General features: G+C 71.8%; 24 protein-coding genes and 1 pseudogene. 16 read left to right on the top strand and 9 right to left on the bottom strand.

Features of this window, described 5'->3' with window-relative positions:
• The first annotated feature begins 154 nt into the window (after positions 1–154).
• Positions 155–1,040: pseudogene (locus EJ357_RS43305) on the top strand (universal stress protein).
• 12 nt (positions 1,041–1,052) lie between these two features.
• Here EJ357_RS43305 and EJ357_RS43300 read toward each other — a convergent pair.
• Entirely contained in the window at positions 1,053–2,528 is a 1,476-nt protein-coding gene (locus EJ357_RS43300) for a wax ester/triacylglycerol synthase family O-acyltransferase (protein WP_228472786.1), read from the bottom strand.
• A gap of 132 nt (positions 2,529–2,660) precedes the next feature.
• Between EJ357_RS43300 and EJ357_RS43295 the strand changes: the two genes are divergently transcribed.
• The 5 genes from EJ357_RS43295 (at position 2,661) to EJ357_RS43275 (ending at position 6,481) form a co-directional block, all read left to right on the top strand.
• A complete protein-coding gene (locus EJ357_RS43295) occupies positions 2,661–3,341 on the top strand; it encodes a hypothetical protein (protein ID WP_126397679.1) in 681 nt (226 codons plus the stop codon).
• An 86-nt stretch (positions 3,342–3,427) separates the two neighbouring features.
• On the top strand, positions 3,428–4,111 hold the full coding sequence (locus EJ357_RS43290; protein ID WP_126397677.1) for a hypothetical protein: 684 nt from the start codon (positions 3,428–3,430) through the stop codon (positions 4,109–4,111).
• Positions 4,112–4,409: 298 nt separating this feature from the next.
• On the top strand, positions 4,410–5,402 hold the full coding sequence (gene dhaK / locus EJ357_RS43285; protein WP_126397676.1) for a dihydroxyacetone kinase subunit DhaK: 993 nt from the start codon (positions 4,410–4,412) through the stop codon (positions 5,400–5,402).
• Positions 5,403–5,451: 49 nt separating this feature from the next.
• Complete coding sequence (dhaL, locus tag EJ357_RS43280) at positions 5,452–6,051, top strand: dihydroxyacetone kinase subunit DhaL (protein ID WP_126397674.1); 600 nt, start codon at positions 5,452–5,454, stop codon at positions 6,049–6,051.
• On the top strand, positions 6,044–6,481 hold the full coding sequence (locus EJ357_RS43275) for a PTS-dependent dihydroxyacetone kinase phosphotransferase subunit DhaM (RefSeq protein WP_126397672.1): 438 nt from the start codon (positions 6,044–6,046) through the stop codon (positions 6,479–6,481). The genes dhaL and EJ357_RS43275 overlap by 8 nt, the downstream gene beginning before the upstream one ends.
• Positions 6,482–6,631: 150 nt before the next feature.
• On the opposite strand, the gene EJ357_RS43270 is transcribed toward EJ357_RS43275, so the two are convergent.
• Positions 6,632–7,282, bottom strand: a complete 651-nt coding sequence (locus EJ357_RS43270; RefSeq protein ID WP_126397670.1) for a TetR/AcrR family transcriptional regulator — start codon at positions 7,280–7,282, stop codon at positions 6,632–6,634.
• Between the two features lie 120 nt (positions 7,283–7,402).
• Here EJ357_RS43270 and EJ357_RS43265 point away from each other — a divergent pair, with 120 nt between their 5' ends.
• The gene (locus tag EJ357_RS43265; protein WP_126397668.1) at positions 7,403–8,164 is read left to right on the top strand and encodes an SDR family NAD(P)-dependent oxidoreductase; all 762 of its coding nucleotides are present in this window, start codon (positions 7,403–7,405) and stop codon (positions 8,162–8,164) included.
• Between the two features lie 23 nt (positions 8,165–8,187).
• Here EJ357_RS43265 and EJ357_RS43260 read toward each other — a convergent pair whose 3' ends face one another.
• Positions 8,188–8,964, bottom strand: coding sequence for a glycoside hydrolase family 75 protein (locus EJ357_RS43260; protein ID WP_126397666.1), 777 nt, complete (start codon positions 8,962–8,964; stop codon positions 8,188–8,190).
• Positions 8,965–9,381: 417 nt separating this feature from the next.
• On the opposite strand from EJ357_RS43260, the gene EJ357_RS43255 reads away from it, so the two are divergent.
• Complete coding sequence (locus EJ357_RS43255; RefSeq protein WP_126397664.1) at positions 9,382–10,356, top strand: fibronectin type III domain-containing protein; 975 nt, start codon at positions 9,382–9,384, stop codon at positions 10,354–10,356.
• A 165-nt stretch (positions 10,357–10,521) separates the two neighbouring features.
• Entirely contained in the window at positions 10,522–11,061 is a 540-nt protein-coding gene (locus tag EJ357_RS43250; protein WP_126397662.1) for a hypothetical protein, read from the top strand.
• Positions 11,062–11,132: 71 nt separating this feature from the next.
• On the opposite strand, the gene EJ357_RS43245 is transcribed toward EJ357_RS43250, so the two are convergent.
• Both EJ357_RS43245 and EJ357_RS43240 read right to left on the bottom strand, forming a co-directional pair.
• Entirely contained in the window at positions 11,133–11,684 is a 552-nt protein-coding gene (locus EJ357_RS43245) for a PadR family transcriptional regulator (RefSeq protein ID WP_126397660.1), read from the bottom strand.
• Between the two features lie 31 nt (positions 11,685–11,715).
• Complete coding sequence (locus EJ357_RS43240; protein WP_126397658.1) at positions 11,716–13,731, bottom strand: NADPH-dependent 2,4-dienoyl-CoA reductase; 2,016 nt, start codon at positions 13,729–13,731, stop codon at positions 11,716–11,718.
• Positions 13,732–13,864: 133 nt separating this feature from the next.
• On the opposite strand from EJ357_RS43240, the gene EJ357_RS43235 reads away from it, so the two are divergent.
• Positions 13,865–15,025 (top strand): M20 family metallopeptidase, encoded by a 1,161-nt coding sequence (locus tag EJ357_RS43235; RefSeq protein WP_126397656.1) that lies wholly within the window; start codon positions 13,865–13,867, stop codon positions 15,023–15,025.
• A 17-nt stretch (positions 15,026–15,042) separates the two neighbouring features.
• On the opposite strand, the gene EJ357_RS43230 is transcribed toward EJ357_RS43235, so the two are convergent.
• Both EJ357_RS43230 and EJ357_RS43225 read right to left on the bottom strand, forming a co-directional pair.
• Positions 15,043–15,423, bottom strand: a complete 381-nt coding sequence (locus EJ357_RS43230; RefSeq protein ID WP_126397655.1) for a hypothetical protein — start codon at positions 15,421–15,423, stop codon at positions 15,043–15,045.
• A 189-nt stretch (positions 15,424–15,612) separates the two neighbouring features.
• A complete protein-coding gene (locus EJ357_RS43225) occupies positions 15,613–16,485 on the bottom strand; it encodes a hypothetical protein (protein WP_126400818.1) in 873 nt (290 codons plus the stop codon).
• 272 nt (positions 16,486–16,757) lie between these two features.
• On the opposite strand from EJ357_RS43225, the gene EJ357_RS43220 reads away from it, so the two are divergent.
• On the top strand, positions 16,758–18,836 hold the full coding sequence (locus EJ357_RS43220; RefSeq protein WP_126397654.1) for a SpoIIE family protein phosphatase: 2,079 nt from the start codon (positions 16,758–16,760) through the stop codon (positions 18,834–18,836).
• A 146-nt stretch (positions 18,837–18,982) separates the two neighbouring features.
• The gene (locus tag EJ357_RS43215; protein ID WP_126397653.1) at positions 18,983–19,732 is read left to right on the top strand and encodes a hypothetical protein; all 750 of its coding nucleotides are present in this window, start codon (positions 18,983–18,985) and stop codon (positions 19,730–19,732) included.
• Positions 19,733–19,750: 18 nt separating this feature from the next.
• On the opposite strand, the gene EJ357_RS43210 is transcribed toward EJ357_RS43215, so the two are convergent.
• Entirely contained in the window at positions 19,751–20,557 is an 807-nt protein-coding gene (locus tag EJ357_RS43210; RefSeq protein ID WP_126397652.1) for a putative protein N(5)-glutamine methyltransferase, read from the bottom strand.
• 288 nt (positions 20,558–20,845) lie between these two features.
• Here EJ357_RS43210 and EJ357_RS43205 point away from each other — a divergent pair, with 288 nt between their 5' ends.
• The 3 genes from EJ357_RS43205 (at position 20,846) to EJ357_RS43195 (ending at position 22,877) form a co-directional block, all read left to right on the top strand.
• On the top strand, positions 20,846–21,451 hold the full coding sequence (locus EJ357_RS43205) for a sulfite oxidase-like oxidoreductase (RefSeq protein WP_126397651.1): 606 nt from the start codon (positions 20,846–20,848) through the stop codon (positions 21,449–21,451).
• Complete coding sequence (locus tag EJ357_RS43200) at positions 21,444–22,214, top strand: ferredoxin reductase (protein ID WP_126397649.1); 771 nt, start codon at positions 21,444–21,446, stop codon at positions 22,212–22,214. Before EJ357_RS43205 ends, EJ357_RS43200 begins: the two co-directional genes overlap by 8 nt.
• A gap of 78 nt (positions 22,215–22,292) precedes the next feature.
• Positions 22,293–22,877, top strand: a complete 585-nt coding sequence (locus EJ357_RS43195) for an Rv1733c family protein (protein ID WP_126397647.1) — start codon at positions 22,293–22,295, stop codon at positions 22,875–22,877.
• Between the two features lie 16 nt (positions 22,878–22,893).
• On the opposite strand, the gene EJ357_RS43190 is transcribed toward EJ357_RS43195, so the two are convergent.
• Complete coding sequence (locus tag EJ357_RS43190) at positions 22,894–24,273, bottom strand: 8-oxoguanine deaminase (protein WP_126397646.1); 1,380 nt, start codon at positions 24,271–24,273, stop codon at positions 22,894–22,896.
• A 103-nt stretch (positions 24,274–24,376) separates the two neighbouring features.
• Between EJ357_RS43190 and EJ357_RS43185 the strand changes: the two genes are divergently transcribed.
• Entirely contained in the window at positions 24,377–25,345 is a 969-nt protein-coding gene (locus EJ357_RS43185) for an acetylxylan esterase (protein WP_126397644.1), read from the top strand.
• Positions 25,346–25,349 lie beyond the last annotated feature (4 nt).

The following is a 25,349-nucleotide window of genomic DNA, read 5'->3' as shown; positions in this document are numbered from 1 at the left end:
GGCCTGATGAGGCCGCAATTCCGGCATTGGCGCTTGTGGGCGACGGGCTCAGCGGTGCCACACAGCCCCGTGGTGGCACTGGATCCCATGGCAGCGGGGGGTCCCCGGAGTGAACCTGGAGTGAGAGGCAGTGCGACCGGACACGGGAGGTGTCGTGGGTGGTCTGGTGGTCGTGGGCGTGGACGGATCGGCGTTGGGTCTTGCCGCGGTGGAGGCGGCTGCGCGGGAGGCGCGGCTGCGCGGGGCAGGGTTGCGGGTGATCCATGCGTTCATGTGGCACGCGATGCATCCGGCCCCGGGTCCGTCGCCGCTGGGCCCGCCGGAGGGCGGGATCCAGAACATGGTCGAACGTGTGGTCTCGGAGGCTGTGGAGCGGGCAAGGACGGTGGCGCCCGAGGTCGACGTCAGTCATGTCGTGGTGACCGGTGAGCCATTGACGGTGCTGCAGTCTCAGTCACGTGCGGCGGATCTGGTCGTAGTGGGTTCCCGGGGCATGGGCGGCTTCGTCGGGCTGCTGGTGGGGTCGACGGCGGTGTATCTGGCGGCGCACGGCCGGTGTCCGGTGCTCGTGGTCCGCGAGCAGCTGGGCGAGGGCCCGATCGTGCTGGGCGTCGACGGCTCCGCCGCCGGTGACAGGGCAGTGGACTTCGCCTTCGCCGAAGCCTCGCTTCGGGAGGCGCCATTGGTTGCACTCCACGCCTGGACGACGTGGAATGCGCCGCTGCCCGCACCCCAGGACGCGTCGATGTCGTACGCGAACCCGCCGGGAGCACTCGCCGAGGAGGAGGAGCGTCTGCTCTCCGAGGCGCTCTCCGGCCGTCAGGAGCGGTACCCGGGTGTGATGGTGGAGCACAGGGTGGTGCCACGGCAGGACGCGGGAGGCGTTGATCGAGGCGAGTCGGTCCGCCCAGTTGATGGTGGTCGGTGCCCGAGGGCGTGGCGGGTTCGCCGGGCTGCTGTTGGGGTCCGTCAGTCAGGCCGTGTTACATCACGGGCACTGCCCGGTTGTGGTGGTGCGGGGCGCGGATGCGCATCGGTAGAGAGTCCGCAGCTCAGAATCGGTCCAGCGCCTCCGCCATCCCGGCGGCGAAGACCTCCAGGTCCGGGACGATGTCCGCGTCGCCGACCAACGAGAAGTTGAGCCGTCCGTCGTAGGAGATCACACCGACGCTGAGTGGCACGTTCCCCTGCACCACGCCCAGTTGGAACAGCTCCCGGATTCGGGCACCCGCGAGGCTCACGGGCATGGCCGGGCCGGGAAAGTTACTCGTGAACAGATTGACCAGCCGCTGGTGGAACATGGCCCGCACCAGCAGCGGTAGGGCGAGCCGGCCCATGGGCTGGTAAGGAGGCGACTGTTTGCGCGACGCAGTGGCAGCCGCGATTTGTTCCAGCCCTCGGAGCGGGTCGCTCTCGCTCACCGGTAGCGGCACCAGCATGATGCCCACGCGGTTTCCCCAGGCCCGTCCGTCCGCCGCCGAGGTGCGCAGGGATGCCGCCACCGAAGCCGTGACGGTCAGTCCGGGCGTCAGCTCACCCCGGGCCTGGAGCAGCCCGCGCGCTCCCGCGGCCACCGCCGTGAGCACGACGTCATTGATCGTCGCCCGGTGGAGGTGCGCCGTGGCCTTGATGTCCTCCAAGCCCACCCGGAGGAGAAGAAGACGCCGGTGCCTGCCGACCGGACGGTTCATCGACAGCCGAGGGGCCGGGCCCTCCTTCCGGAGTCGGCGTGCCCCCGCCGACAGGGATCGAAGGCGAGTGGTCGCACGAGCCGGAGATCCGAGTGCGCGCGCTGCACCGGTCAGGGTTGCGTGGTATCGGCGGAGGTTGTCCGAGCACAGTTCCCCCATGCCGGGAGGTGACTGAGGCGACCACGAGCAGGGGGCGGAGGACACCCCATCGCCGGCCGAATCGAGCAGCGCGCCCATCAGCGTGAGGGCGGCGAGACCGTCGGCGACCGCGTGGTGCAGGCGGACGAGTATCGCGACGGTGCCGTCGTCGAGCCCGGGCAGCAGCCACAGCTCCCAGAGGGGGCGCGAGCGGTCCAGCGGCGGCTCGTTCAATTCCGCGCACAGGCTGAGCAGGGTCGCCTCGTCGCCGGGGCGGGGAATCTCCTGAGTTCGCACGTGGTCACGGATGTCGAATCGCGGGTCGTCGACCCAAAGGGGCGGCCCCAGACCGAAGGGTGGCCGGTACAGCACCTGCCGCAGGCGAGGGGCAAGGCTCAGACGAGCCTCGATGTGCTCACGAACCGCACCCGAACGCAGCCGCCCGCGCTCTTCCGTGAGTGGCGCCCCTTCAGCGAAAGCGAGCGCGGCGACGTGCATGGGTGCTCCGCGAGTCTCGATGCGCAGGTTGCTCACATCCAGCGGGCTCAGCCGCTCGATCCGACCCTCCGTGGTCCCGTTCGGCACGTCCAACCACATCCCTGGAGACGTCAGCGCCACGCCTCTGGTCACCGCAGCCGACGCCACGCCCAATCCCTGATACCGACTGTCCGGCGAGGCGGTCCGCCAGCCGTCTTCCATTGTGCGAGACCCGTCGTACAAGTCCAAGGCAGTCTTCCCGCGCCAACCACTGCCACCGGGCCGTCCGGCTCACGGCCGCGCCGGGGACGCGCGCGCCGACCACACTGGAGGTGTCGGCCGGAGGAGGTTGTGATGGACACGAACACGGATGCCCGACCACTGCTGCTGGACAGTGCCCTGCCGGACTTCCGCTTCACACGTCTGGAGTGCACGACCGTCGCCGTCGGCCCATCTACGGCGTACCGGGCAGCGCGCGACCTCGATCTCCTCACGATCCACTCTCCACTGTTCGACCTGGTTTCTCGGGCACGCGGCCTGCCCGACCGACTGCGCGGCAAACCCGCTCCGCGACCGGCCTCGATGCGGCTGGCCGATCTCTTCGACACGACCACCAAGGACCGGCACGACCAGGAACAGCGGGAGGACCAGCAGGAGCAACCGTGGGTCGGACTTGGCGAGGCTCCTGGGCGGGAGCTGGTCTTCGGCGCCATCGGCAAGGTGTGGCAGCCGTCCATCCAATGGCGCAGGGTCGAGCCCGGCGACTTCCCAGAGTTCGCGGAGCCCGGCTGGGCGAAGATCGCCGCGGCAATGGTGGTCCACGCCTATGGCACCGGGCGGTCCCTGCTGGCCTACGAGGCGCGCACGGCCTGCACCGACCAGGCCGCCATCCGACGCTTCGCCCGCTACTGGACGCTCGTCTCGCCCGGTGTCGGCATCGTCATGCGCGCGGCACTGCGGGCGATCAAGACAGCGGCGGAGGAAGAGGCCAGCTCCGGGACCGGTGCGCGCAGCACCTCGCCGGACCGGACCTGACGGATGTCGGGGCCGCCTGCCAGCGTCCTCGGTGACGCTTCCGCGTTCCTGTGGTACCAACCGGACGGAGCTGAGACGCTGAAAACATGAACGAGCGCCGGCCCACGGCTGGGCAACGTTCCTTCGGCGTGGCGGTCGCAGGGCTCGCCCTGTACGGCACCATGCTGAGGCCGCGGATGCTGACCTGGGGCGCGACGGACGAGGAAGTCGGCCACAGCTACCCCGGTGACGAGCTCATCCCCGACCCCGACGGATCGTCGACCATGGCTACGACCCTGCCGGCGCCACCCGAAGAGGTCTGGCCCTGGCTGCAGCAGATGGGCTGCAACCGCGGCGGCTGGTACAGCTGGGACCGGCTGGACAATGGCGGACGCCGGAGCGCGCAACGCATCGTCCCGGAGTGGCAGCGCCTAGAGCAGGGACAGCACCTGGACTCCGGGCCGAGCGGGGAGGTCTGGTTCACCGTCGCGGTCCTGGAACCGGGGCGGACACTGGTCCTGCGCTCGCAGACGACGCTGCCCTCCGGACGTCCCTTCGCCAGGCTGGACCTGGACGAGCCACCGCCGCGTGCGTACGTCGACTCGATCTGGGGCTTCCACCTGCGGCCGGCGCCCGGTGGGAGGACCCGGCTGGTGGTCCGCGCTCGGGGCCGCAGCCGCCCGTGGCCCCTCACCCGGCCCATGGACTTGCTGTTCTGGGAACCCGCCCACCTGATCATGCAGGCCCGCCAATTCCACAACCTGCGCATGCGCGTCGATGCGGCGGCATGAATCCAGAGAGGACGCCAACCGGCACTGCCCGTCCCCAGCTCGCCACCAAACGCCCGCGCACGTGACCTTCGCTGCCGCAAGGACGATACTGCCGACATCAGGGCTCCGGCGACGACACGCAGCACGACCACAGACACCTGACGACCCGTCATCAAAGTCAGCATTAAGTCAGCATCAGTACCGCTGGAAGCCGCCGCCGACCGCTATGGACCGCCAAGATCGATAACCAGCTCCATCCATTCTGACCTGGTCAAACGCAGGTCAGAGGCCCAGCTGTTAATCTCACTAGGAGGTATCCATGAGGATGCTGATCAACGTCGCGGAGAACGTGGTCGCGGACGCCCTGCGCGGGATGGCGGCGGCCCATCCCGACCTGGTCGTCGACGTGGAGAACCGGGTGATCGTACGGCGGGACGCGCCGGTGGCGGGGAAGGTCGCCCTCATCTCCGGCGGCGGATCGGGGCACGAGCCACTGCACGGTGGATTCGTGGGCCCGGGGATGCTGTCGGCGGCCTGTCCGGGCGAGGTGTTCACCTCGCCGGTGCCGGACCAGATGGCGCGGGCCGCGGCCGCGGTGGACAGCGGGGCGGGTGTGCTGTTCATCGTCAAGAACTACACGGGTGACGTCCTCAACTTCGACATGGCCGCCGAGCTCGCCGAGGACGAGGGCATCCAGGTCGCGAAGGTGCTCGTCAACGACGACGTGGCGGTCACCGACAGCCTGTACACGGCCGGGCGGCGCGGTACGGGCGCGACGCTGTTCGTGGAGAAGATCGCCGGTGCCGCCGCGGAGGAGGGGCAGCCACTGGAGCGGGTGGAGGCGATCGGGCGGCAGGTCAACGAGAACGCGCGCAGCTTCGGTGTCGCCCTCAGCGCCTGCACGACGCCCGCGAAGGGCAGCCCCACCTTCGATCTGCCGCCCGGCGAGCTGGAGTTGGGCATCGGCATCCATGGCGAGCCCGGCCGGGAGCGGCGGGCGATGATGACATCGCGCGAGATCGCCGACTTCGCCGTGGGCGCGATTCTGGACGACATGACCCCGCGCAATCCCGTCCTCGTCCTGGTCAACGGCATGGGCGGGACACCGCTGCTGGAGCTGTACGGCTTCAACGCCGAGGTCCAGCGCGTACTCGCCGAGCGCGGTGTCGCCGTCGGCCACACCCTCGTGGGCAACTACGTCACCTCGCTCGACATGGCCGGCGCCTCGGTCACCCTGTGCCAGGTCGACGAGGAGCTGCTGCGACTGTGGAACGCGCCGGTGAAGACACCGGGGCTGCGATGGGGCATCTGATCCGGCGGAGTCAGACGATCACAAGGCATCTGTCACACAAGGAGATCCAGTGCTCGACGCCGATTTCTTCCGCCGTTGGATGACGGCGACCGCCGCTGCCGTCGACCGCGAGGCGGAACGGCTCACCGCCCTCGACTCGCCCATCGGGGACGCCGACCACGGCAGCAACCTGCAACGCGGGTTCACCGCCGTCGCGACGACGCTGGAGAAGGAGGACCCGCAGACGCCCGGCGCGATCCTGATGCTCGCCGGGCGCCAGCTCATCTCGACCGTCGGCGGCGCGTCGGGGCCGCTGTACGGGACGCTGCTGCGCCGGACCGGCAAGGCCCTCGGGGACGCCGGCGAGGTGAGCGAGGAGCAGTTCGCCCAGGCGCTGCGGACCGGAGTGGACGCGGTCATGGTGCTCGGCGGCGCGGCGCCGGGCGACAAGACCATGATCGACGCGCTGGTGCCGGCCGTGGACGCGCTCGGCGACGGCTTCACCGCGGCGCGGGCCGCCGCCGAGGAGGGCGCCCTGGCGACCACGCCGTTGCAGGCCCGCAAGGGACGGGCGAGCTATCTCGGGGAGCGCAGCATCGGGCACCAAGACCCGGGGGCCACGTCCTCGGCGCTGCTGATCGCGGGGCTGGCGGAGGCGAACGGTGAGTGAGGACACGGTGAGCGACGGGAAGAAGGGCGAGCGGCGCGTCGGCATCGTGCTGGTCTCGCACAGCGCCCAGGTGGCCGCCTCGGTGGCCGAGCTGGCGCAGGGGCTCGCGGGCGCCGGCACGGCCGTGCCGGTGGCCCCGGCGGGCGGCACCGAGGGCGGCGGCCTGGGCACCAGCGCCGAGCTGATCGCCGCGGCGGCCGCCTCCGTGGACCGCGGCGCCGGGGTCGCGGTCCTCACCGACCTGGGCAGCGCGGTCCTCACCGTGAAGGCCCTGCTCGCCGAAGGCGACGAACTCCCGGACGGGACGCGCCTGGTGGACGCTCCCTTCGTCGAGGGCGCGGTGGCCGCGGTCGTCACGGCTGCCACCGGCGCCGACCTCGCCGCGGTGGAGGCGGCGGCCGCGGAGGCGTACGCGTACCGGAAGGTGTAGGCGGGGAGCGGCAGCCGTTGTTCGGTCAGGCCCCTCGGCCGTGTACCCGAGTTCCGGGTACACGGCCGAGGGGCTCTTTGCCGCAGCCGGGTGCGGCGACAACGCCCGTTCTTCGACGTCCCGGCGGCCCCTGCAGGCCCCTCACGCCTCCTACGCGACCCCCTCCGCCACAACCGCCAGCGCCGAACGCAACGTCGCCATCAGCTCGGCCTGGACCTTCTCCGGGTCGGGATCCGTGTCGGCGGTGTGCCAGGCGTGATACTCGACGGCCGCGCGCAGCGCCGCGTTGAACACGGCCGCCTGGATCGCCGGGCGCAGATCGCCGGCGGGCAGTCCGGCGCGTTCGGCGAGGGCGCGGGCGAACGCCGGTTCTGCCTCGTCGTACGTCTGGAGCCAGGTCGCGCGCAACCCGGGTTCGGTACGGGTCAGCCGTACCAGCGCCCCCACGGTCGAGCGGTCGGGTACGGCCGGCAGGCGCCCCTCGACCGCGAACTCCCGGTCGATGACCTCCTCCAGCGGCTCCCCGGGACGCCACCGGCGCAGACACTCGGCGATCAGGTCGATACCGGCCGAGAACAGCGGCCGTACGCAGCTCTCCTTGCTCGGGAAGTAGCGCCACACCGTCCGCGCGGAGACACCGACCGCCGCTCCGATCTGCTCGCCCGTGGTCGCCGCCACGCCCTGGGTGACGAAGAGGTCGACCGCGGCCCGTGCGATCTCCAGGCGGATCTCGGCCTTGCGCTCCTCGGTCAGGGGCGGTCGTCCCGTCGGTCTTCCGGTGCCTCCACGGGCTGCGGTCATGGTCTCCTCCGGCCGACATCGATCGCTCTCCCGGAATTCTCCCCGAAGACTTTATGTCACTCAGAGACATTAAGTCGTATGGTGAGCCCTCGGACATCGGCCATACGGATGGAGCACCTCATGAGCGGCGGACTGGACGGGCGCAGCGTCATCGTCACGGGAGCGGGATCGGGCATCGGGCGGGCGGCCGCGCTGGCCTTCGCCGCGGAGGGCGCCCGGGTCGTGGCGGCGGATCTGAACGCCGAGGGGGCGCAGGCCGTCGTCAAGGAGATCGAGCAGGCGGGCGGCGCCGCGGTCGCCGTCGTCGGCGACCTGGGCGAGCAGGCCGTCGTCGACCAGGTGGTCGACACCGCCGTCGAGCGGTTCGGCGGGGTGGACGTCGTGGTGAACAACGCCGGGATCATGGACCGTATGTCGGCCCTGGCGGACGTCACCGACGCCGAGTGGGAGCGGGTCATCCGGGTCAACCTCACCGCCCCGTTCCTGCTCACCCGGGCAGCGCTGCCGCACATGCTGGCGGCGGGCCGAGGCGCGATCGTGAACACGGCGTCCGAGGCCGGTCTGCGCGGCAGCGCGGCGGGCGCCGCGTACACGGCGTCGAAGCACGGCGTGGTGGGGCTGACGAAGTCGCTCGCGGTGATGTACCGCAAGCAGGGGATACGCGCGAACGCCATCGCTCCGGGCGGCACGCAGACGGGCATCGTCGTGGACGCCGCGCAGGACGCCCACGGACCGGCGGCCCTCGGCCCGCACTTCGTCAACCTCGGCAAGCTGGCCCAGCCCGAGGAGCAGGCGGCCGCGATCGTGTTCCTCGCCTCGGACGCGGCGAGCAACATCAACGGCGTGATCCTGCCGGTCGACGACGGCTGGTCGGCGGTCTGACGCCCCCTCAACGACCATGCGGGTCAGTCGTCGTGCACGGACCGCTCACCGTGCACGACCCGCCCGCCCCGCACAACTTCCTCGCCCGGCAGGGCTTCCGCACCCCGCACGAACTCCCTCGCCAGCCGCTCGCCGGCCTTCACGGCGGCCGTGCGGTTCTCGATGGGCCGCACCGGCTTCTCCTTGAAGACGATGTAGGTGACCCCGTGGGCCGTGCCGCCGGTGTGCGGGTCGGCCGGGATGCCGAGGGCCTTCGCGGTGGCGTACGACGCCTCGCCGATCATGTCGTCCGGGCCGACGTCACCGACGACCGCGTACAGCACCCGGTCCCGGTACACGACAGCCGCGAGCGAGCCGCCGAGGATCCCGTGGTCGCGGTGGTTCCAGATGGGACTCGGGGCGGGCACCACGATGTACGGGAGGCGTTCGGCGCTCAGATAGCGGCCGTCGGACTGCCGATAGGCCGTCGCGGCGGTGAAGAACGGATCCGTACGGCGGTTGCAGTGGCCGGTGGGCCGACCGTCACAGTCGATATCCATGTCGGCCTTCCAGAACACCGCCTCCCGCTCCCCGCAGACCGGGACGGTCGCCCGCATCCCGCGGTCGGTGCGATAGCGCCCCTCGGAAACGGCAGTGCACTCACGCACCTTTGACAGCAGGTCGGCGGCGCTGACGTCCGCACCGCGACGGGCTGTTGACCCTTGCGGCGGGGGCGGCGGGACGGGCAGGGCGGTGGACAAAGTCGTCGGAGCGAGCAGAGCGGCACTCGCCGCCGCCAGCGTCAGCGACCTGACACGCACAATGGGAACCCCTCTCCTCGGGAACACTGACAGGCACGCAGCCCGAACGGTCATCTAATCGGACAACTCGGCCCAATCTGATGCTGTTTCGATCATGCTGCCACCCGCAGGGCCCACCCGCGCGCACCCCGGCGACACGACGGCCGCCCCCGAACTTCCCGCAGGGGCCGGGGTTCTGAGTCCGCGACCGATCCCAGACTCCCCGGCCACCCGCGTCCGGCGCGGGATCAGCGACGACAGCGACCCGCGCCGACGGCGTGAACTCCCGGCACTCCATGGAGAGTTCAGCCGCAAGGAGCTTCAGCATACGTAACTCCGTGAGCCGGTCACCAAGCGACCGCCCTCTTGATGTGCTCGCGCCATCCGCGCGATATTGGTACGGACCATTGCCGCGAGACCGCCCCGGGAGGCAGTGTCGTGCGACGTACCCTCGTTCCCCTTTCGACCTTCTGTGCGGTCGCGTTGCTCTCCTCCTGCGCCTGGAGCGGGGCGGACGAGGACGGCGGCCGACTGCCCGGGGCGCCCACCGGTGTCGCGGCCGAGGCGGGCAGCTCGACCAGCGTGCACGTCATGTGGAACGCCGTCTCCGCGGACCCCGGTGTCCGCAGCTACGAGGTGTATCGGGGCCCCACGAAGGTCAAGGAAGTGCCGGGTTCCGCACACATGGTGGATGTCACCATGCTCAAACCGTCCACCATGTATGCCTTCACCGTGCGGGCCCGTGACACCGACGGGCGGCTCGGTCCACCGAGCAAGGAGGTCCGGGCGAGAACCCCCGAGGCCGTGGCCGCCGACCGCGCCGCCCCGACCCGTCCGGGGCAGGTCCATGGCCGGGCGGTCGGCAGCCGGGCGGTCCAGCTGTCGTGGTCGAAGGCGACGGACGACCGGGACGTGGTGTCGTACGACATCCACCAGGGCGGCACGAAGATCCACAGTGTGGGCGGGAACCAGACCGCGACCGTGGTCACGGGTCTTCGGCCCGGCACGCGCTACTCCTTCACCGTCCGGGCCCGGGACGCGGCCGACAACCTCTCTCCCGCCCCGGCGGCCGTCCGCGTCACCACGCCCGGCACCGACGACGGGCGCGGCACCGCGCCGACCGCCTTCCGGGCGACGACCCATCGCGAGGACGGGGCGTACCACCTCGACCTGAACTGGGTGCCGCCGCGCACGGACGGTGTGGTCGTGGAGTACCAGGTGCAGCTCGACGGCCGTACGGTCACGTCGCTGGTGTACGGCGGGACCGCGCCGCGCGAGCGGGCCGAGTACAGCTTCTACCTGGGGCCGGAGAAGGGGGTCGCCCACCGGGTACGGATCCGGGGCAGGCTGCCGGACGGCACCTGGGGCGGCTTCTCCGCGGAGCGGACGGTGACGACCGGCGCGCAGGGCTGAGGCCTCTTGGCATCCCTCGAATGCAGCAGCACGTCACCTGTCCGGGGGCGGCCCGCATGCGGGCAGGGCCGGGGGCGCGTTGGCTGACCCTGAGGCAGCACGGGCGTTCCCGACCCTCGGCGGCGCCAGGGATGTACCGCCGACCGTGCCGCCGGAGGGAACCCCATGCGCATTTCATCGCTACTCCTCCGCTCGGGCCTGACCGTGGCAGCCGCCTCCGTTCTTCCCCTCTCCGTGGCCACCGTTCCGGCCGCCGCGGTCTCGGGGATCTCCGTGAGCACCACCGGGTCCACGGTCTCCGTCACGACCAGCGCGTGCACCAACGTCAACGGCAGCTGGGGCACCGCCTCGCTGCTGAACAGCAGGCAGTCGAACTTCGCCCAGGGACGCCAGGTGTCCCTGTCGGGGACGGCGGCGCTGCAGTCGGCGGCCTGGTCGGGCGTGAGCGCGGGCACCTACACCGTCATCGTCGTGTGCTCGAACGGCGTGACGGCGGGCACCCAGTCGGTCATCGTCTCGGGCGCCACCCCGACCCGCACGATCTCCGCCACGGCCTCCCCGTCGCGCGGCGTCATGGGCGGCATGGGCGGGTCCTCGACGGACTACGGCACTTTGACGCTGGTCGGCGGCGGGGTCCTGGTGGGCGCGGGCGGCATGGCCACGGCCTGGTTCCTGCGCCGCAAGTCGAAGCCGTACCGGCTCTGAGGAAAGGGCGCGAAGCCCCGCCGGGCACCGGCTCGGTGAGCCGGTGCCCTACCCGTCACGCGAGCCCCGGCTCACGCCCTTTCGTTCCCCGGCAGCTCCGCGAACTCCTCCAGGGCGCGGGTGAGCCACTGCGTCCAGAAGGTCTCCAGGTCGATGCCGGCGCGCAGCACGAGGTGCCGCAACCGGTCCTGGGAACTGTCCCTGCCGGGCGGGAAGTCGCGCTTCTCGATCTCCTCGTACTCGGCCAACTGCCGCTGGTGAAGGTCGAGATGGCGCCGAAGATCGCCCTCGATGCCCTCCGTCCCCACGACGGCCGCGGCACGCATCCGCAGCAGCAGTGTGTCGCGGTGCGGCCTCGGGTCCTGGGAGGCGGCGGTCCAGCGGGCCAGTTCGGCGCGGCCCGCGGGCAGGACCTCGTAGCTCTTCTTCTGCCCACGGGCCGGCTGTTCGCTCGGCAGCGTGCGGATGAAGCCCTCGGTCTCCAGTTTTCCCAGCTCGCGATAGATCTGCTGGTGCGTCGCCGACCAGAAGTAGCCGATCGACCTGTCGAACCGGCGGGTCAGCTCCAGCCCCGAGGACGGCTTTTCGACCAGGGCGGTGAGGATCGCGTGCGGGAGTGACATGGGCTCATCCTAGGGACGCGCTCGGGCGCCCCTACAGGCTCGCCGCCAGCTCCGTGCCCTGCTTGATGGCGCGCTTGGCGTCCAGTTCGGCGGCGACGTCGGCACCGCCGATGAGGTGCGCGCTGCGGCCGGCGGCGAGCAGCGCCTCGTACAGGTCGCGGCGCGGCTCCTGCCCGGTGCACAGCACGATCGTGTCGACCTCGAGGACCGTGCTCTCCTCGCCGACGGTGACGTGCAGCCCGGCGTCGTCGATCCGGTCGTAGCGCACGCCCGGGACCATGGTGACGCCCCGGTGCTTGAGCTCGGTGCGGTGGATCCAGCCGGTGGTCTTGCCGAGGCCCGCGCCGACCTTGCTGGTCTTGCGCTGAAGCAGGTGGACGGTGCGCGGCGGGGCCGGCCGCTCGGGGGCGGCGAGGCCACCGGGGCCCGTGTAGTCCATGTCCACGCCCCACTGGCGGAAGTACGTCGCCGGGTCCTCGCTCGCCTTGTCGCCGCCGTCGGTGAGGAACTCGGCGACGTCGAAGCCGATGCCGCCCGCGCCGAGGACGGCGACGCGCTCGCCGACGGGGGCGCCGTCGCGCAGGACGTCGAGGTAGCCCACGACGCTCGGGTGGTCGACGCCGGGGATCTCCGGGGTGCGCGGGCTGACACCGGTGGCGACCACCACCTCGTCGTAGGCGGCGAGGTCCTCGGCCGACACCCAGGTGTTCAGCCGTACGTCCACGCCCTGCCAGTCGAGCTGGTGGCGGAAGTAGCGCAGCGTCTCGTCGAACTCCTGCTTGCCGGGGACCTTGCGGGCGACGTTCAGCTGGCCACCGATCTCACCCGCGGCGTCGAACAGCGTGACGTCGTGGCCGCGTTCGGCCGCGCTTACGGCGCAGGCCATGCCGGCGGGTCCGGCGCCCACGACCGCGACGCGCTTGCGCCGCCGGGTCGGGGACAGCGTCAGTTCGGTCTCGTGGCAGGCGCGCGGGTTGACCAGGCAGGACGTGATCTTGCCGCTGAAGGTGTGGTCGAGGCAGGCCTGGTTGCAGCCGATGCAGGTGTTGATGGCCTCGGGCCTGCCCGCGGCGGCCTTGGCGACGAAGTCGGGGTCGGCGAGCATCGGGCGGGCCATCGACACCATGTCCGCGGTGCCGTCGGCCAGCAACTCCTCGGCCAGTTCGGGGGTGTTGATGCGGTTGGTGGTCACCAGCGGGACCGACACCTCGCCCATCAGCCGCTTGGTGACCCAGGTGTACGCGCCGCGCGGCACCGAGGTGGCGATGGTCGGGATGCGCGCCTCGTGCCAGCCGATGCCGGTGTTGATGATCGTCGCCCCGGCGGCCTCGACGGCCTTGGCGAGCGTGATCACCTCGTCGAGCGTGGAGCCGCCCGGGACGAGGTCCAGCATGGACAGCCGGTAGACGATGATGAAGTCCTCGCCGACGGCCTCGCGCACCCGCCGGACGATCTCGACCGGGAAGCGCATGCGGTTCTCGTACGAGCCGCCCCAGCGGTCGGTGCGCTTGTTGGTCTGCGTGGCGATGAACTCGTTGATGAGGTAGCCCTCGGAGCCCATGATCTCCACGCCGTCGTACCCGGCCTGCCGGGCGAGGCGGGCGGCGCGGGCGTAGTCGTCGATGGTCCGCTCGACGTCGGCGTCGGTGAGCTCGCGGGGCGGGAAGGGGCTGATCGGCGCCTGCAGCGGGCTCGGGGCGACGAGGTCCTGGTGGTAGGCGTACCGGCCGAAGTGCAGGATCTGCATCGCGATCCGGCCGCCCTCGCGGTGCACGGCCTCGGTGATGACGCGGTGCTGCTCGGCCTCGGCGTCGGTGGTGAGCTTGGCGCCGCCCTCGTACGGGCGCCCCTCGTCGTTGGGGGCGATACCGCCGGTGACGATCAGGCCCACTCCCCCGCGGGCCCGCTCCGCGTAGAAGGCGGCCATGCGCTCGAAGCCGCGCTCGGCCTCCTCCAGGCCCACGTGCATGGAGCCCATGAGGACGCGGTTGGGCAGCGTGGTGAAGCCCAGGTCGAGCGGGCTCAGCAGGTGCGGGTAACGGCTCATCGGGCCCCTCCGTGCGCGGTGTCGTGCTTCACGTAGTTGTAGAGGACCGCGGAGCCTTTATGCAACTAGTTGCACAACCGGGAAGGGGTGACACCCGCCACTGACACCGACCACCCTCGGGCACAGTGACCCCATGACCGCACACGCCGACGTGATCGACCTCGCCCAGCGGCTGATCCGCCGCCCCAGCCGCGCCGGGATCGACGACTACGGCCCCGTCCTGGGCGTCCTGGAGGACTGGCTCGCCGGGCACGGGCTGCCGTATCGCCGTCTCCACGGCGGCAAGGGCGACACCGTCGGCCTGCTGATCGAGGTCGCGGGCGGCCGGCCCGGACCCTGGTGGGCGCTGGACGCCTGCGTCGACACCGCCCCGTACGGCGACGAGACGGCCTGGTCGTTCGCGCCGGACTGCGGCGAGGTCGTCGACGGATGGCTGCGCGGCAGAGGCGCGGCGGACTCCAAACTCGCCGCGGCGATGTTCTGCGGCATCGCGGCCGAGCTGCACGGCCGTGCCGACACCCTGCGCGGCGGGCTCGCTGTGCTGCTCGACGTCGACGAGCACACGGGCGGCTTCGGCGGTGCCCGCTCCTATCTCGCGGACCCGGAGGCGGTCCGTCCGGCCGGGGTGATGATCGGCTACCCGGGGCTCGACGAGGTCGTGGTCGGCGGGCGCGGACTGTGGAGGGCCACGATCGCGGTGCACGCGGCCTCGGGCCATTCGGGGTCACGTCGGACGACACCCGGTGCGGTCTCCCGCGCGGCGCACCTCGTACGGCTCCTGGAAGAGGCCGAACTCCCAGACGCCCAGGGCGAGTTCCCTCTGCCGCCGAAGCTGACGGTGACGTCCTGCCATGGCGGTCAGGGCTTCTCGGTCGTGCCCGGTCTGTGCGAGCTGGGCGTCGACATCCGTACGACGCCGGACTTCGAGGCCCGCGACGCCGAGCGGCTGGTCCGCGAGGCGGTGGGCGAGCTGGACGTACGGGTGCCCGCACCGCGGCCGACCACGATCACTCCGGTGGCCGCATGGCCGTCGTATCGGCTCGCCGAGGGCCAGGAGCCCGCGGCCGCACTGCTGGGGGCCGCGGCCCGGGAGGGGCTGACCGTCCGGCCGAAGACCGCCGGGCCGTCGAACATCGGGAATCTGCTGGCGGGTGAGGGCATCCCGGCCACAGCGGGCTTCGGGGTGCGACACGAGGGGCTGCACGGCGTGGACGAGCGGGCCTGTCTCGAGGACCTGCCCGCCGTCCACGCCGTCTACCGCCGTGCCGTGCTCGGCCTGCTCGGCTCGTCATGAGCGGCCGGGCGCTCTCGTCATGCGACGCCGGGCCGGCTCTTCAGCACCACGTGCAATTCGCGCTCCTGGTCGCCCGAGGCGGAGGCGAGGTCGTGCACCGTGAACAGGGAGTCCAGGGTCGTACGGAGCCGTTCGATGGCCCAGTAGCCGCCCTGCGCGTCGGCCTCGACGGTCGACGAGAGCCGCGCGGGCGGCGGGCACTCGTGCGCGTCCGTGACCTCGAACGTCCCGAGCCACACCATCGGGCGCGTCTCGTGGAGCTGCTCCGGCACGTCGTCGGGGCCACGATCGGACTCGAAGCACGCGCACAGCGTGTCGAACACGATCCGGGCGTCCTCCTTGCTGCATCCGCTGATCTCGACGGAGACGGGTTCCTCGTGCAGTCGTTCACGGTCCATCGTGATCGCTCCTCTCGTGGCCGCGCCGCGGTGCCACGGGTAGCCCGCGGAACCGGACCCCAACCCAAGAAAAGCACCACGGACGGCGGAGCACTACCGGCGGAACCTTCCCGTCCGCACAGACGGAGCTCTCCCGGCCGCACAGACGGGGCTCGCCCGGCCGCACCGGCGAAGCGGTCCGTCCGGTCTTCAGCCGCGTGTGAACCGGTACGTCTTGCTGTCGGTCAGCACGCAGAAGCCCGGCGAGATGACGATCACGCGCAGGGTGCCGGTACGGCGGTCGTAGTCGATGCCCTCCGTCTCGAAGCCGCCGGAGCAGGAGCTGCGCAGCGGGAGCTGACGCAGGGCCGTGACGCGGCCGGTCACGTCGGAGGCTCCGGGCTCGGCGGAGAGGTCGATCTGCAGGAGCGGCTTGGTCATGCCGAAGAGGGTGCCCGCGGGGTCGTCGGAGGAGCACAGCAGGGTCGTGGCACTGAGGAAGTCGCAGCCCTGAACGTCGCGGACGGCGCGGTCCAGCCGGATGCTGGACGTCCAGGGGAGGTCCGCCGAGGGGGACGTGCCGGGGTTGACGCCGGGGGTCGGGTGGACCAGCAGGCGGGTCATGGTGCCCCACTCCCCCGAGACCATCCACTGACCGCCGGGCGAGATGGCGGCGAACGAGTTGTTCAGCGCCTCCCCGGAGCCGAGTGTGTGGACGTACTCCGACCAGGTCCCGTCCGGCGCCTGCACCCGGAACATCTTCGCGCTGCCCGAGTCCGCCTGGTAGGGCTCGACGTAGTAGCCGTTGTAGGAGGCGTCGGGGTCGCCGACGTGGTTCCAGCCGCGGCGGCTGACCGAGGCGGGGATGGTGCCGATGCCGGTGTAGCGGTTGGCGCTGTTGGCAGGGACCTCGACGGAGGTCAGCCCCTGGCTCTCGGTCAGCGGGTCGGCACGGTCGGAGCCCACCTCCGTCCAGGTGTCGGCGGCCTGCGCGGGCGTCGCGGTGGACAGCACGGCCGCGGAGGCGAGGGCGACGAGACCGGTGAGAGCGGCATGACAACGTTGCCGGGCGCGCAGGGCCAGGGTCATGGGAGCGACTCCTTGGGGGGTGGGAGCGTGTCGGCGGACAGTCTGGCGGGGCGATGTGGTCATGTACAGACCAAGAAGGCGAACGTGTGCTGTCCGATCGGCCACAGTCCCGTGCCCTCGTGACCGCTTCGGCGGACGTTCCCCGTCGTGTTGAGGGATGGTGGAGGTGAACGACCAAGGGGGCCCGAATCCGGTTGAACGCGGTAGAACAAGGGGAGTCGGCACGGGGGAACGGCGTGCCGCGAGGATGGGCGAAGGCGGTGCGGATGTCTGCAGCCGAACGTCCCGTGTCCGAGGGCCAGGAGCCCGAGCGCGGGCCGCTGGGGCCGAGCGGGCTGCTCGACGTACTGGGCGTGGCCTCGGTCGTGCTCGACGTCGAGGGGCGCATCGTGCTGTGGAGCCCCCAGGCCGAGGAGCTGTTCGGCTATCCGGCGCGCGAGGCGCTGGGCCAGTACGCCGCCCGGATCATGGTCCACGAACAGCACCTGGACCTGGTCGTCAAGCTGTTCTCCGACGTCATGGAGACCGGTCAGGGCTGGGCCGGCGCCTTCCCGATCCGGCGCAAGGACGGCAGCACACGGCTGGTGGAGTTCCGCAACATGCGGCTGCTCGACGACGAGGGGGACGTCTACGCGCTGGGCCTGTGCGCCGACCAGACGACGGTCCGGCGCCTGGAGCGGGACGTGGCGCTGTCGACGCGCACGATCGCGCAGGCCCCGATCGGGCTGGCGGTCCTCGACACCGACCTGCGGTACGTCTCCGTCAACCAGGCGCTGGCGGAGCTCAACGGCATCCCTGCCGAGGACCACATCGGCCACACGCCGCGCGAGCTGCTGCCCGGCATCGACGCCGACGCCATCGAGGCGGCCCTGCGTGATGTGCTGCGGACGGGTGATCCGCTGATCAACCAGCGCATCGTGGGCCGGACCCCGGCCGACCCGGACCGCGAGCACTTCTGGACCATCTCGCTCTACCGGCTGGAGGACACGGCGGGGACGGTGCTGGGCGTGGCCGGTATGGCCGTGGACATCACCGAGCAGCACCAGGCCGCCGTCGAGGCCGAGACGGCACGGCGGCGCCTGGCCCTCATCGCCGACGCCTCCGCGCGGATCGGCACCACGCTGGACCTGGACCGCACGGCGCACGAGTTGGCCGACGTCGCCGTGCCGGAGCTCGCCGACGTCGCGGCCGTGGATCTGCTGGAAACCGTGATGGAGGGCAGACGCAGCAGCCTCGGGCCTACCGAATCGGCGGTGATCCGCGCCCTGGCCGTCCAGGTCGGGCATGCCACGGAGGCCCTCGACGCCGCCGACCCGCCCGGGCAGGTCGCCCGCTACGGCCCCGACCGCCTCGTCACCGAGTGCGTGCGCACCGCCGCCCCCGTCATGGTCGCCCGGGTCGAGGAGAGCGACCTGCCCCGGATCGCCCGCTCCCCCGAGGCCGCCGTCCAGCTGGGCCGCGCGGGCGTGCACTCCTATCTGGCGGTGCCGTTGATCGCGCGCGGCGAGGTGCTCGGCGCCCTCGACCTCAAGCGCACCCGCAATCCGCTGCCGTTCAGCGAGGACGACCTGCTGCTCGCCCGTGAACTGGCGGCCCGCGCGGCCGTGCAGATCGACAACGCCCGCTGGTACCAGAACGCCCGCGACACCGCCCTCACCCTGCAGCGCAGCCTGCTGCCCAGCCATCCGCCGGTGACCGGCGGCCTGGAGGTCGCCTCCCGCTACCAGCCCGCGGGCGCCAGCGCCGAGGTGGGCGGCGACTGGTTCGACGTGATCCCGCTGGAGGACGGCAAGACCGCGCTCGTCGTGGGCGATGTGATGGGCAGTGGCATCGACGCCGCCACGACGATGGGCCGGCTGCGCACGGCGACCCACACGCTGGCCTCCCTCGACCTCGAACCGACCCGGCTCCTGGAACACCTCGACAAGATCACCGAGGGCCTCGACCACTCCATCGCGACCTGTGTCTACGCCGTCCACGACCCGCGGCTGCGGCAGTGCCGGATCGCCAACGCCTGGCATCTGCCACCCGTCCGGGTCCGCCACGGCCACGCCCCGGAACTCCTCGAACTGCCCACCGGAGCACCGCTGGGCGTGGGCGGCGTCGCCTTCTCGACGACGACCGTCGACCTCGAGCCCGGCGACCAGCTGGTGTTCTACACGGACGGCCTGGTCGAGACCCGGCAGCACCCGCTCGACGAGCGCCTCGACGCACTCCTGGAGCTCCTCGACGACCCCGACCGCCCCTTGGAGGAGTGCTGCGACCTCCTCCTGCGCACCCTGCACCAGCCCGACAACTCCGACGACGTGGCGCTGCTCATCGCCCGGGTACTGCCGCCGAGTTGACAGCTACGGCGCCGACGAGCGATCCCGCCGGGACCCGCGCCGCTTTCTCACAGGAACTGATTACTTGTTCCTTACCGCCCGCGACCCACAATCACAGCAAGGCATGGCATGGGGATGCCTGGTGCCGTGACCGATGGGAGCGAGCCATGACACACGATCCGGATCAGGGACACCATGCCGGCGCGGAGCCGGACGGCACGGACGTCGAGGTCCTCACGGGACCGGGCGGTTCTCAGCGGGAGCGCGCGCGGGGTGCGGCGCTGCGCGGGCTGTGGCAGCGGCAGTCCGTCCGGGCCCGGGCGGTGACCGCGGCGGCCACCGTCGCCGCACTGGCCCTCGGCGGTACGGTCGCGTACGCCGCGACGTCGTCGGGCCCGGGCGACGGTGCCTCGCCGGCCGCCTCCGGACCGGCCTCACCATCACCTGACGCGCCCCGCGAACGGCACGGGCACGGCTGGTTCGGCTTCGGCGGAGGCGGCGTGCACGGTGAGGCCACCGTCAAGGACCCCGACACCGACGAGTGGGTCGTACGGATCTGGCAGCGCGGGACCATCGAGAAGGTCGACGGCGACCAGGTCACCGTCAAGAGCGAGGACGGCACCGAGTGGACGTGGACCGTCGACTCGGACGCCACCGTGCGCCACGACGGGGACAAGGCTTCCGGCACCGGCGATCTCAAGAAGGGCGAGGACGCCTTCCTCGCGGGCACCCGGTCCGACGACGACACCAGGACCGCCTCCCGCGTACTGGCCGGTGACTGGGACGAGTGGAAGAAGGACCAGGACCGGGACCGGGGGCCGGGTGACTGGCGGGGCAAGCTCCCCGGACCACGCCACTGGGACTGGAACGGCTCCGGCCCCTCGGAGAGCCCTTCGAAGAGCGGCGCCCAGACCTGACCCGGCTCTCCGACCGGCTCAGTTGAGCCCGACCACGACCGTCGCGTACAGCTCCTCGGATACGGCCAGACGCGCCGACAGCCCACTGCCGGCGAAGGCCTCCAGAGCCGTGGGCGCCTGACGCTCGCTCGTCTCGATCAGCAGGCAGCCACCGGGCGCGAGCCATCGGGGTGCCTCGGTGGCGACCCGGCGCAGGACGTCCAGCCCGTCCGGACCGCCGTCCAGCGCGACGTGCGGCTCATGGTCGCGTGCCTCGGCGGGCAGGAGGCCGACCTCGCCGGTGGGGACGTACGGCACGTTCGCCGCGAGAATGCCGACGCGGCCGCGCAGGGCGCCGGGCAGCGCCTCGAAGAGGTCACCCGCGTGGACCTGCCCGCCGAAGGGGGCCACGTTACGGCGGGCGCAGCGCACCGCCGCCGGGTCGATGTCGGCGGCGTGGAGTTCGACCCCGGTGAGCGCGGCGGCCAGTGCCGCGCCGACCGCGCCCGAGCCGCAGCACAGGTCCACCACGACGGACGGGTCCGGGGCGTGGGCGAGGGCCTGTTCGACCAGGAACTCGGTGCGCCGGCGGGGGACGAAGACGCCGCGTTCCACTTCGATGCGCAGACCGCGGAACTCGGCCCAGCCGAGGACGAGTTCGAGGGGCAGGCCGGTGACCCGGCGCTCCACCATGGCGGCCAGCTCGTCCAGGGTTCGGGCGGCGGCCCGGATCAACCGGGCCTCGTCCTCGGCGAAGACACAGCCGGCGGCCCGCAGCGCGCTCACCAAGGAGTCGCGCGAGAGCGGCGAGGGAGACGCGGGCGAGGAAGAAATGAGAGGGGGCATGAATGCCGAGAGCCTTTCGGAAACCGAAGGATGCTCTCGCGGTCGCCTAAGGGCGGTGATCCGCGCCGATTCGAGAGGAGAGCACCCGACCTGACACAGCGGTAATGGGTCTCACCTCCCGCGCTCCGCATGCCGGGACCCTCCCGACCGGACGGCCACCCTACCCCAACGATCACTCGGGGTCCCGGGCATCGGGGAACATGCGCGAACGCGTACGGTTGAATGAATACGTACTGATCACGCCCGACCCGCGGGCCGCACGCACGGCGGCCTGGAGGCCCCACCCGCATGAACGTCACCCGAGGCTTCACCGGACGCCCGCGCGTCCAGAACGCCGGACTGCCGCCCGGCCAGTACGACGCCGGCGACGACTGGCCCGTCCTCTCCGCCGAGGTCACACCCGAGCTGACACCCGCCGAGTGGTCCTTCCGCGTCGACGGTCTCGTCGAGGAGCCGCGGACCTGGAGCTGGGACGAGGCGCACGAGCTGCCGGCGTCGGCGTACGAGGGCGACATCCACTGCGTGACGAGCTGGTCGAAGTTCGGCGTGCGGTTCGGGGGCGTGTCGCTGGACACCTTCCTCCATATGGCCCGGCCCCATGTGTCCGCCACACATGCCGTCGCCTATTCGCACACCGGGTACACCACGAACCTGCCGCTGGCGGACCTCACCGGCGGGCGGGCGTGGATCGCCTGGGAGTACGAAGGGGAGCCGCTCGCTCCGGAGCACGGTGGCCCGGCACGGCTGCTGGTGCCGCACCTGTACTTCTGGAAGAGCGCCAAGTGGATCGCGGGCCTGCGGATCCTCGACCACGACGAGCCGGGGTTCTGGGAGCAGAACGGCTACCACGCCCGCGGCAACCCATGGGAGGAGCAGCGGTACTCCGGTGACTGAGGTAACGAGGACCGACGTGTTCACTCCCCCGAGCCGGTTCGCCGTGCCCGGCCGGATCGCCGTCAGCAACCGGGCCGCCTCGGTGTGGCAGACCGCCACGGTCACCGAGATCCGCCGGGAGACCCCGCACGCCGCCACTTTCCGGCTGGCGGTGCCCGCGTGGGAGGGGCATCTGCCCGGCCAGCATCTGATGCTGCGGCTGACCGCCGAGGACGGCTATGTGGCCCAGCGCCACTACTCGATCGCGTCCGCTCCGGACGACTCCGGGCACATCGAGCTGACCCTCGACCACGTCGAGGGCGGTGAGGTGTCCGGCTGGTTCCACACGGTGGCGAAGCCCGGCGACTCGGTCGAGGTGCGCGGCCCGCTCAGCGGCTTCTTCGCCTGGCCCGGGGACCGGCCCGCGCTGCTGATCGGCGCCGGCTCCGGGGTCGTACCGCTGATGTCGATGGTGCGGCACCACCGGACGCGGAGCCTGGACGTGCCGCTGCGGCTGCTGGTGTCGGCACGCAGCCCGCAGGAACTGATCTACGCGCGGGAGTACGACGCGGAGACCACGCCCGTTTTCACGCGGAGTGCGCCGGAGGGTGTGCCGGTGGGACGTATGGCCGCGGCACATGTGGCGCCGCTCCTGGCGGAACAGCCTCCCGGTGGGTGGGAGGCCTATGTGTGCGGCTCCAACGCGTTCGCGGAGCACGCCTCTCGGCTGCTCGTGGCGGCCGGTCAGCCCGTGGACCGTATCCGGATCGAGCGCTTCGGCTGATCGGCGGCTCCGCACGGGGACACGTGTTCGTCCGGGATTGTCAGGAACGAAGTCAGGTGCGCGGGGTACCTGGACGGCATGCGAAGCCAGGTGAGTGGCCGGCGCCGGCGGCCGAATCCGCTGCGGCGCCGGTCGGATGTCATGGCGACGTGGACCTTACGGGCCGTTGCCGTCCTGCTGGTCGTCGTCGCTCCTCTGATCGGGGTGGCGGCGGGCTGGTGGGCCCATGACGACGCCCGGACCACGGCCCGGGAGCAGCGCGCCGATCGCCGTCAGGTCCGGGTCGAGGTGGTCGACGGGACGTCGGAGGCGCTGCCCACGGCGCACGGCGGACGGCAGCCGTCCGCAGAGGTGACGGTGCGCTGGACGGAACCCGGAGACGGTGCGCGTACGGCCATGGCGCGCGTCCCGGTCGGCACACGGGCCGGCGAGACCGTCCGGGTGTGGCTGGACTCCCGGGGCCGCAGCGTGGCTCCGCCGGCGGACGGCACGGCGATCTGGCAGCACACCGTCACCGTCGGCGTGTGCGCGACGGCCGGCGCGGTCGCCGTGATCCTCCTCGGGCACGCCGTCGTACGGCATGCGGCGATGCGCCGCCGCCTGGGTGAGTGGGAGCGGGACTGGGCCCGCATCGAGCCGGACTGGACGCGCCGCAGGGCGTGAACCCTTGTGCCGTCGGCTACGTCTCGCGCTGCATCCGGCGTGCGATCCCGCTGTGTGCCCGCAGGGCGTCCGCCAGCCCGGGCAGCCGGGGCTCGCCGCGGTCGACCAGGATCCGGCCCGCGACCACCGTGGTCCAGGCCCGGGCGGGCCCGCACCGCAGCCATGCCTCCACGGGGTCGCTCAGGGCACCGGCCAGGGCCACCTCGTGCAGATCCCAGACGACGAGATCGGCGCAGGCCCCGGGGCGCAGATGGCCCAGCTCGTCCTCCCGGCCCAGGCAGCGCGCCGAGCCGCGGGTGGCGATGTCGAGGGCGTCGCGGGCGGTCATCGCGCCGGGTCCGCCGCGGTAGCGGCCCAGCAGCAGCGCGGCCCGGGTCTCCAGCCAGAGGGAGGCATGGTCCGTGGAGGCGGAGCCGTCGCAGCCGATGCCGACGGGCAGGCCCAGCTCGCGCATCTCCTTCACGCGCGCGGTGCCACCGCCGATGAGCATGTTGGAGCTGGGGCAGTGCGCCACGCCGACGCCCGCGGCCGCGAGTCGGCGCAACTCGGCGTCGTTGGGGTAGATGCAGTGCGCGACCCAGCTGCGGTCGCTCAGCCATCCGGTCTCCTCGAAGTACTCGACGGGCCGACAGCCGTACGTCTCAAGGCAGTACGTGTCCTCGTCGAGGTCCTCGGCGAGGTGCGTGTGCAGCCGTACGTCGTGCCGCTCGGCGAGTTGGGCGGTCGCGGTCATCAGCTCCTTGGTCACCGAGAACGGTGAGCAGGGCGCGAGCGCGACCCGCACCAGCGCGCCCGGCTCGGGGTCGTGGTACGCCCCGATCAGGCGCTCGCTGTCTGCGAGCACCTCCTCCTCGGTCTGCGTGACACTTCTCGGCGGCAGCCCGCCGTCCTCGACGGAGCGGGTCATCGAGCCGCGGGTGGCGTGGAAGCGGAAGCCGATGTCGCGGGCGGCGCCGATCTCGGCGTCGACGAGGCGCGGTCGGGGATGGACGTAGAGGTGGTCGGACGACGTGGTGCAGCCGCCCATCAGCAGCTCGGCCATGCCGACGTACGCCGACACGTACGCGGCCTCCTCGTCGAGACCCGCCCAGAGCGGATAGAGGGTGGTCAGCCAGTCGAACAGGGAGCCGTTCACGGCGGGCGCGTAGGAGCGGGTGAGGTTCTGGTAGATGTGATGGTGCGTGTTGACCAGGCCCGGGGTGACGAGCCGTCCGGCCGCCGAGACGGTCGTGCGGGCCTCGGGTTCGCTCCCGGCGCCGCCGACGGCGGTCACCCGACCACCGGTGACGGCCAGCCAGCCTCCCGGGATCTCCCGCCCTCCGTCCACGACGAGCAGTTCGGCATCCCTGACCAGCAGTTCCGCGGCCCTGACCGGAGGATCGACGGCAGTCGTCATGGCGCCATCGTAGGGGCTCCGCGCTGCAAGGATCTGGCGAGTCGTCCGATCACCCACGTACGGTGTGATCATCCGCAGGCACTCTCCGCAAAGGCGGTCCTCCATGGCCCTGTTCGACCTTCCGCTCGACGAACTGCGCGAGTACCGCAGTGAGTCCGTCGAGCCCGAGGACTTCGACTCGTTCTGGTCCAAGACTCTCGAGGAGGCACGCGGGCACGATCTGGACGCCCGCTTCGAGCTGGTCGACACAGGGCTGTCCACGGTGCGGGTGTACGACGTGACGTTCGCCGGGTTCGGCGGTCACCCGGTGAAGGGCTGGCTGCGGCTGCCCGCCGGCGCCACGGAGCCGCTGCCGCTGGTCGTGGAGTACATCGGCTACGGCGGCGGGCGTGGCCTGCCGCACGAGAACCTGCTGTGGGCCTCCACGGGCCGCGCGCACTTCATGATGGACACCCGTGGCCAGGGCAGCGCCTGGGGCGCCGGCGGTGGGACCCCTGACCCGGTGGGCGCCGCGCCGGCCTACCCCGGGTTCATGACCCGTGGCATCGACGCGCCCGAGAACTACTACTACCGCCGCGTGTTCACGGACGCGGTCCGTGCCGTGGAGGCCGCTCGCTCGCACCCGCTGACCGACGCCTCGCGCACGGTCGCACTGGGGGCGAGCCAGGGCGGCGGCATCACGATCGCCGTCGGCGGTCTGGTGCCGGACCTGACGGCGATCGCACCGGACGTGCCGTTCCTGTGCGACTACCCGCGCGCGGCGACCATGACGGACCGCCACCCGTACCGCGAGATCGGCCTCTACCTCAAGACGCACCGGGGCCGCACCGAGGACGTCCTGCGCACCCTGTCCTACTTCGACGGCGTCCACTTCGCGTCCCGCGGCCGGGCACCCGCCTTCTTCTCGGCGGCCCTGGAGGACCAGACCTGCCCGCCCTCGACCGTCTTCGCGGCCTTCAACGCCTGGAGCCACGGCGAGAAGGCCATCGAGGTGTACGACTTCAACGACCACGAGGGCGGCGGCCCCTTCCACGAGGCGGCCAAGCTGGACTGGCTGCGCTCGCACGGCTGAGCGG

It is taken from the genome of Streptomyces cyaneochromogenes (genome assembly GCF_003963535.1).
Taxonomy (GTDB): Bacteria; Actinomycetota; Actinomycetes; order Streptomycetales; family Streptomycetaceae; genus Streptomyces; species Streptomyces shaanxiensis.
This window is presented reverse-complemented; position numbering and strand designations above follow the sequence as displayed.

What these genes read in the sequence shown, in the direction of transcription:
- EJ357_RS43300 (WP_228472786.1), bottom strand. Translation starts at nt 2,528, where the DNA reads ATGGAAGACGGCTGGCGGACCGCCTCGCCGGACAGTCGGTATCAGGGA.
- EJ357_RS43295 (WP_126397679.1), top strand. Translation starts at nt 2,661, where the DNA reads ATGGACACGAACACGGATGCCCGACCACTGCTGCTGGACAGTGCCCTG.
- EJ357_RS43290 (WP_126397677.1), top strand. Translation starts at nt 3,428, where the DNA reads ATGAACGAGCGCCGGCCCACGGCTGGGCAACGTTCCTTCGGCGTGGCG.
- dhaK (WP_126397676.1), top strand. Translation starts at nt 4,410, where the DNA reads ATGAGGATGCTGATCAACGTCGCGGAGAACGTGGTCGCGGACGCCCTG.
- EJ357_RS43270 (WP_126397670.1), bottom strand. Translation starts at nt 7,282, where the DNA reads ATGACCGCAGCCCGTGGAGGCACCGGAAGACCGACGGGACGACCGCCC.
- EJ357_RS43265 (WP_126397668.1), top strand. Translation starts at nt 7,403, where the DNA reads ATGAGCGGCGGACTGGACGGGCGCAGCGTCATCGTCACGGGAGCGGGA.
- EJ357_RS43250 (WP_126397662.1), top strand. Translation starts at nt 10,522, where the DNA reads ATGCGCATTTCATCGCTACTCCTCCGCTCGGGCCTGACCGTGGCAGCC.
- EJ357_RS43245 (WP_126397660.1), bottom strand. Translation starts at nt 11,684, where the DNA reads ATGTCACTCCCGCACGCGATCCTCACCGCCCTGGTCGAAAAGCCGTCC.
- EJ357_RS43240 (WP_126397658.1), bottom strand. Translation starts at nt 13,731, where the DNA reads ATGAGCCGTTACCCGCACCTGCTGAGCCCGCTCGACCTGGGCTTCACC.
- EJ357_RS43235 (WP_126397656.1), top strand. Translation starts at nt 13,865, where the DNA reads ATGACCGCACACGCCGACGTGATCGACCTCGCCCAGCGGCTGATCCGC.
- EJ357_RS43230 (WP_126397655.1), bottom strand. Translation starts at nt 15,423, where the DNA reads ATGGACCGTGAACGACTGCACGAGGAACCCGTCTCCGTCGAGATCAGC.
- EJ357_RS43220 (WP_126397654.1), top strand. Translation starts at nt 16,758, where the DNA reads ATGTCTGCAGCCGAACGTCCCGTGTCCGAGGGCCAGGAGCCCGAGCGC.
- EJ357_RS43215 (WP_126397653.1), top strand. Translation starts at nt 18,983, where the DNA reads ATGACACACGATCCGGATCAGGGACACCATGCCGGCGCGGAGCCGGAC.
- EJ357_RS43210 (WP_126397652.1), bottom strand. Translation starts at nt 20,557, where the DNA reads ATGCCCCCTCTCATTTCTTCCTCGCCCGCGTCTCCCTCGCCGCTCTCG.
- EJ357_RS43205 (WP_126397651.1), top strand. Translation starts at nt 20,846, where the DNA reads ATGAACGTCACCCGAGGCTTCACCGGACGCCCGCGCGTCCAGAACGCC.
- EJ357_RS43195 (WP_126397647.1), top strand. Translation starts at nt 22,293, where the DNA reads ATGCGAAGCCAGGTGAGTGGCCGGCGCCGGCGGCCGAATCCGCTGCGG.
- EJ357_RS43190 (WP_126397646.1), bottom strand. Translation starts at nt 24,273, where the DNA reads ATGACGACTGCCGTCGATCCTCCGGTCAGGGCCGCGGAACTGCTGGTC.
- EJ357_RS43185 (WP_126397644.1), top strand. Translation starts at nt 24,377, where the DNA reads ATGGCCCTGTTCGACCTTCCGCTCGACGAACTGCGCGAGTACCGCAGT.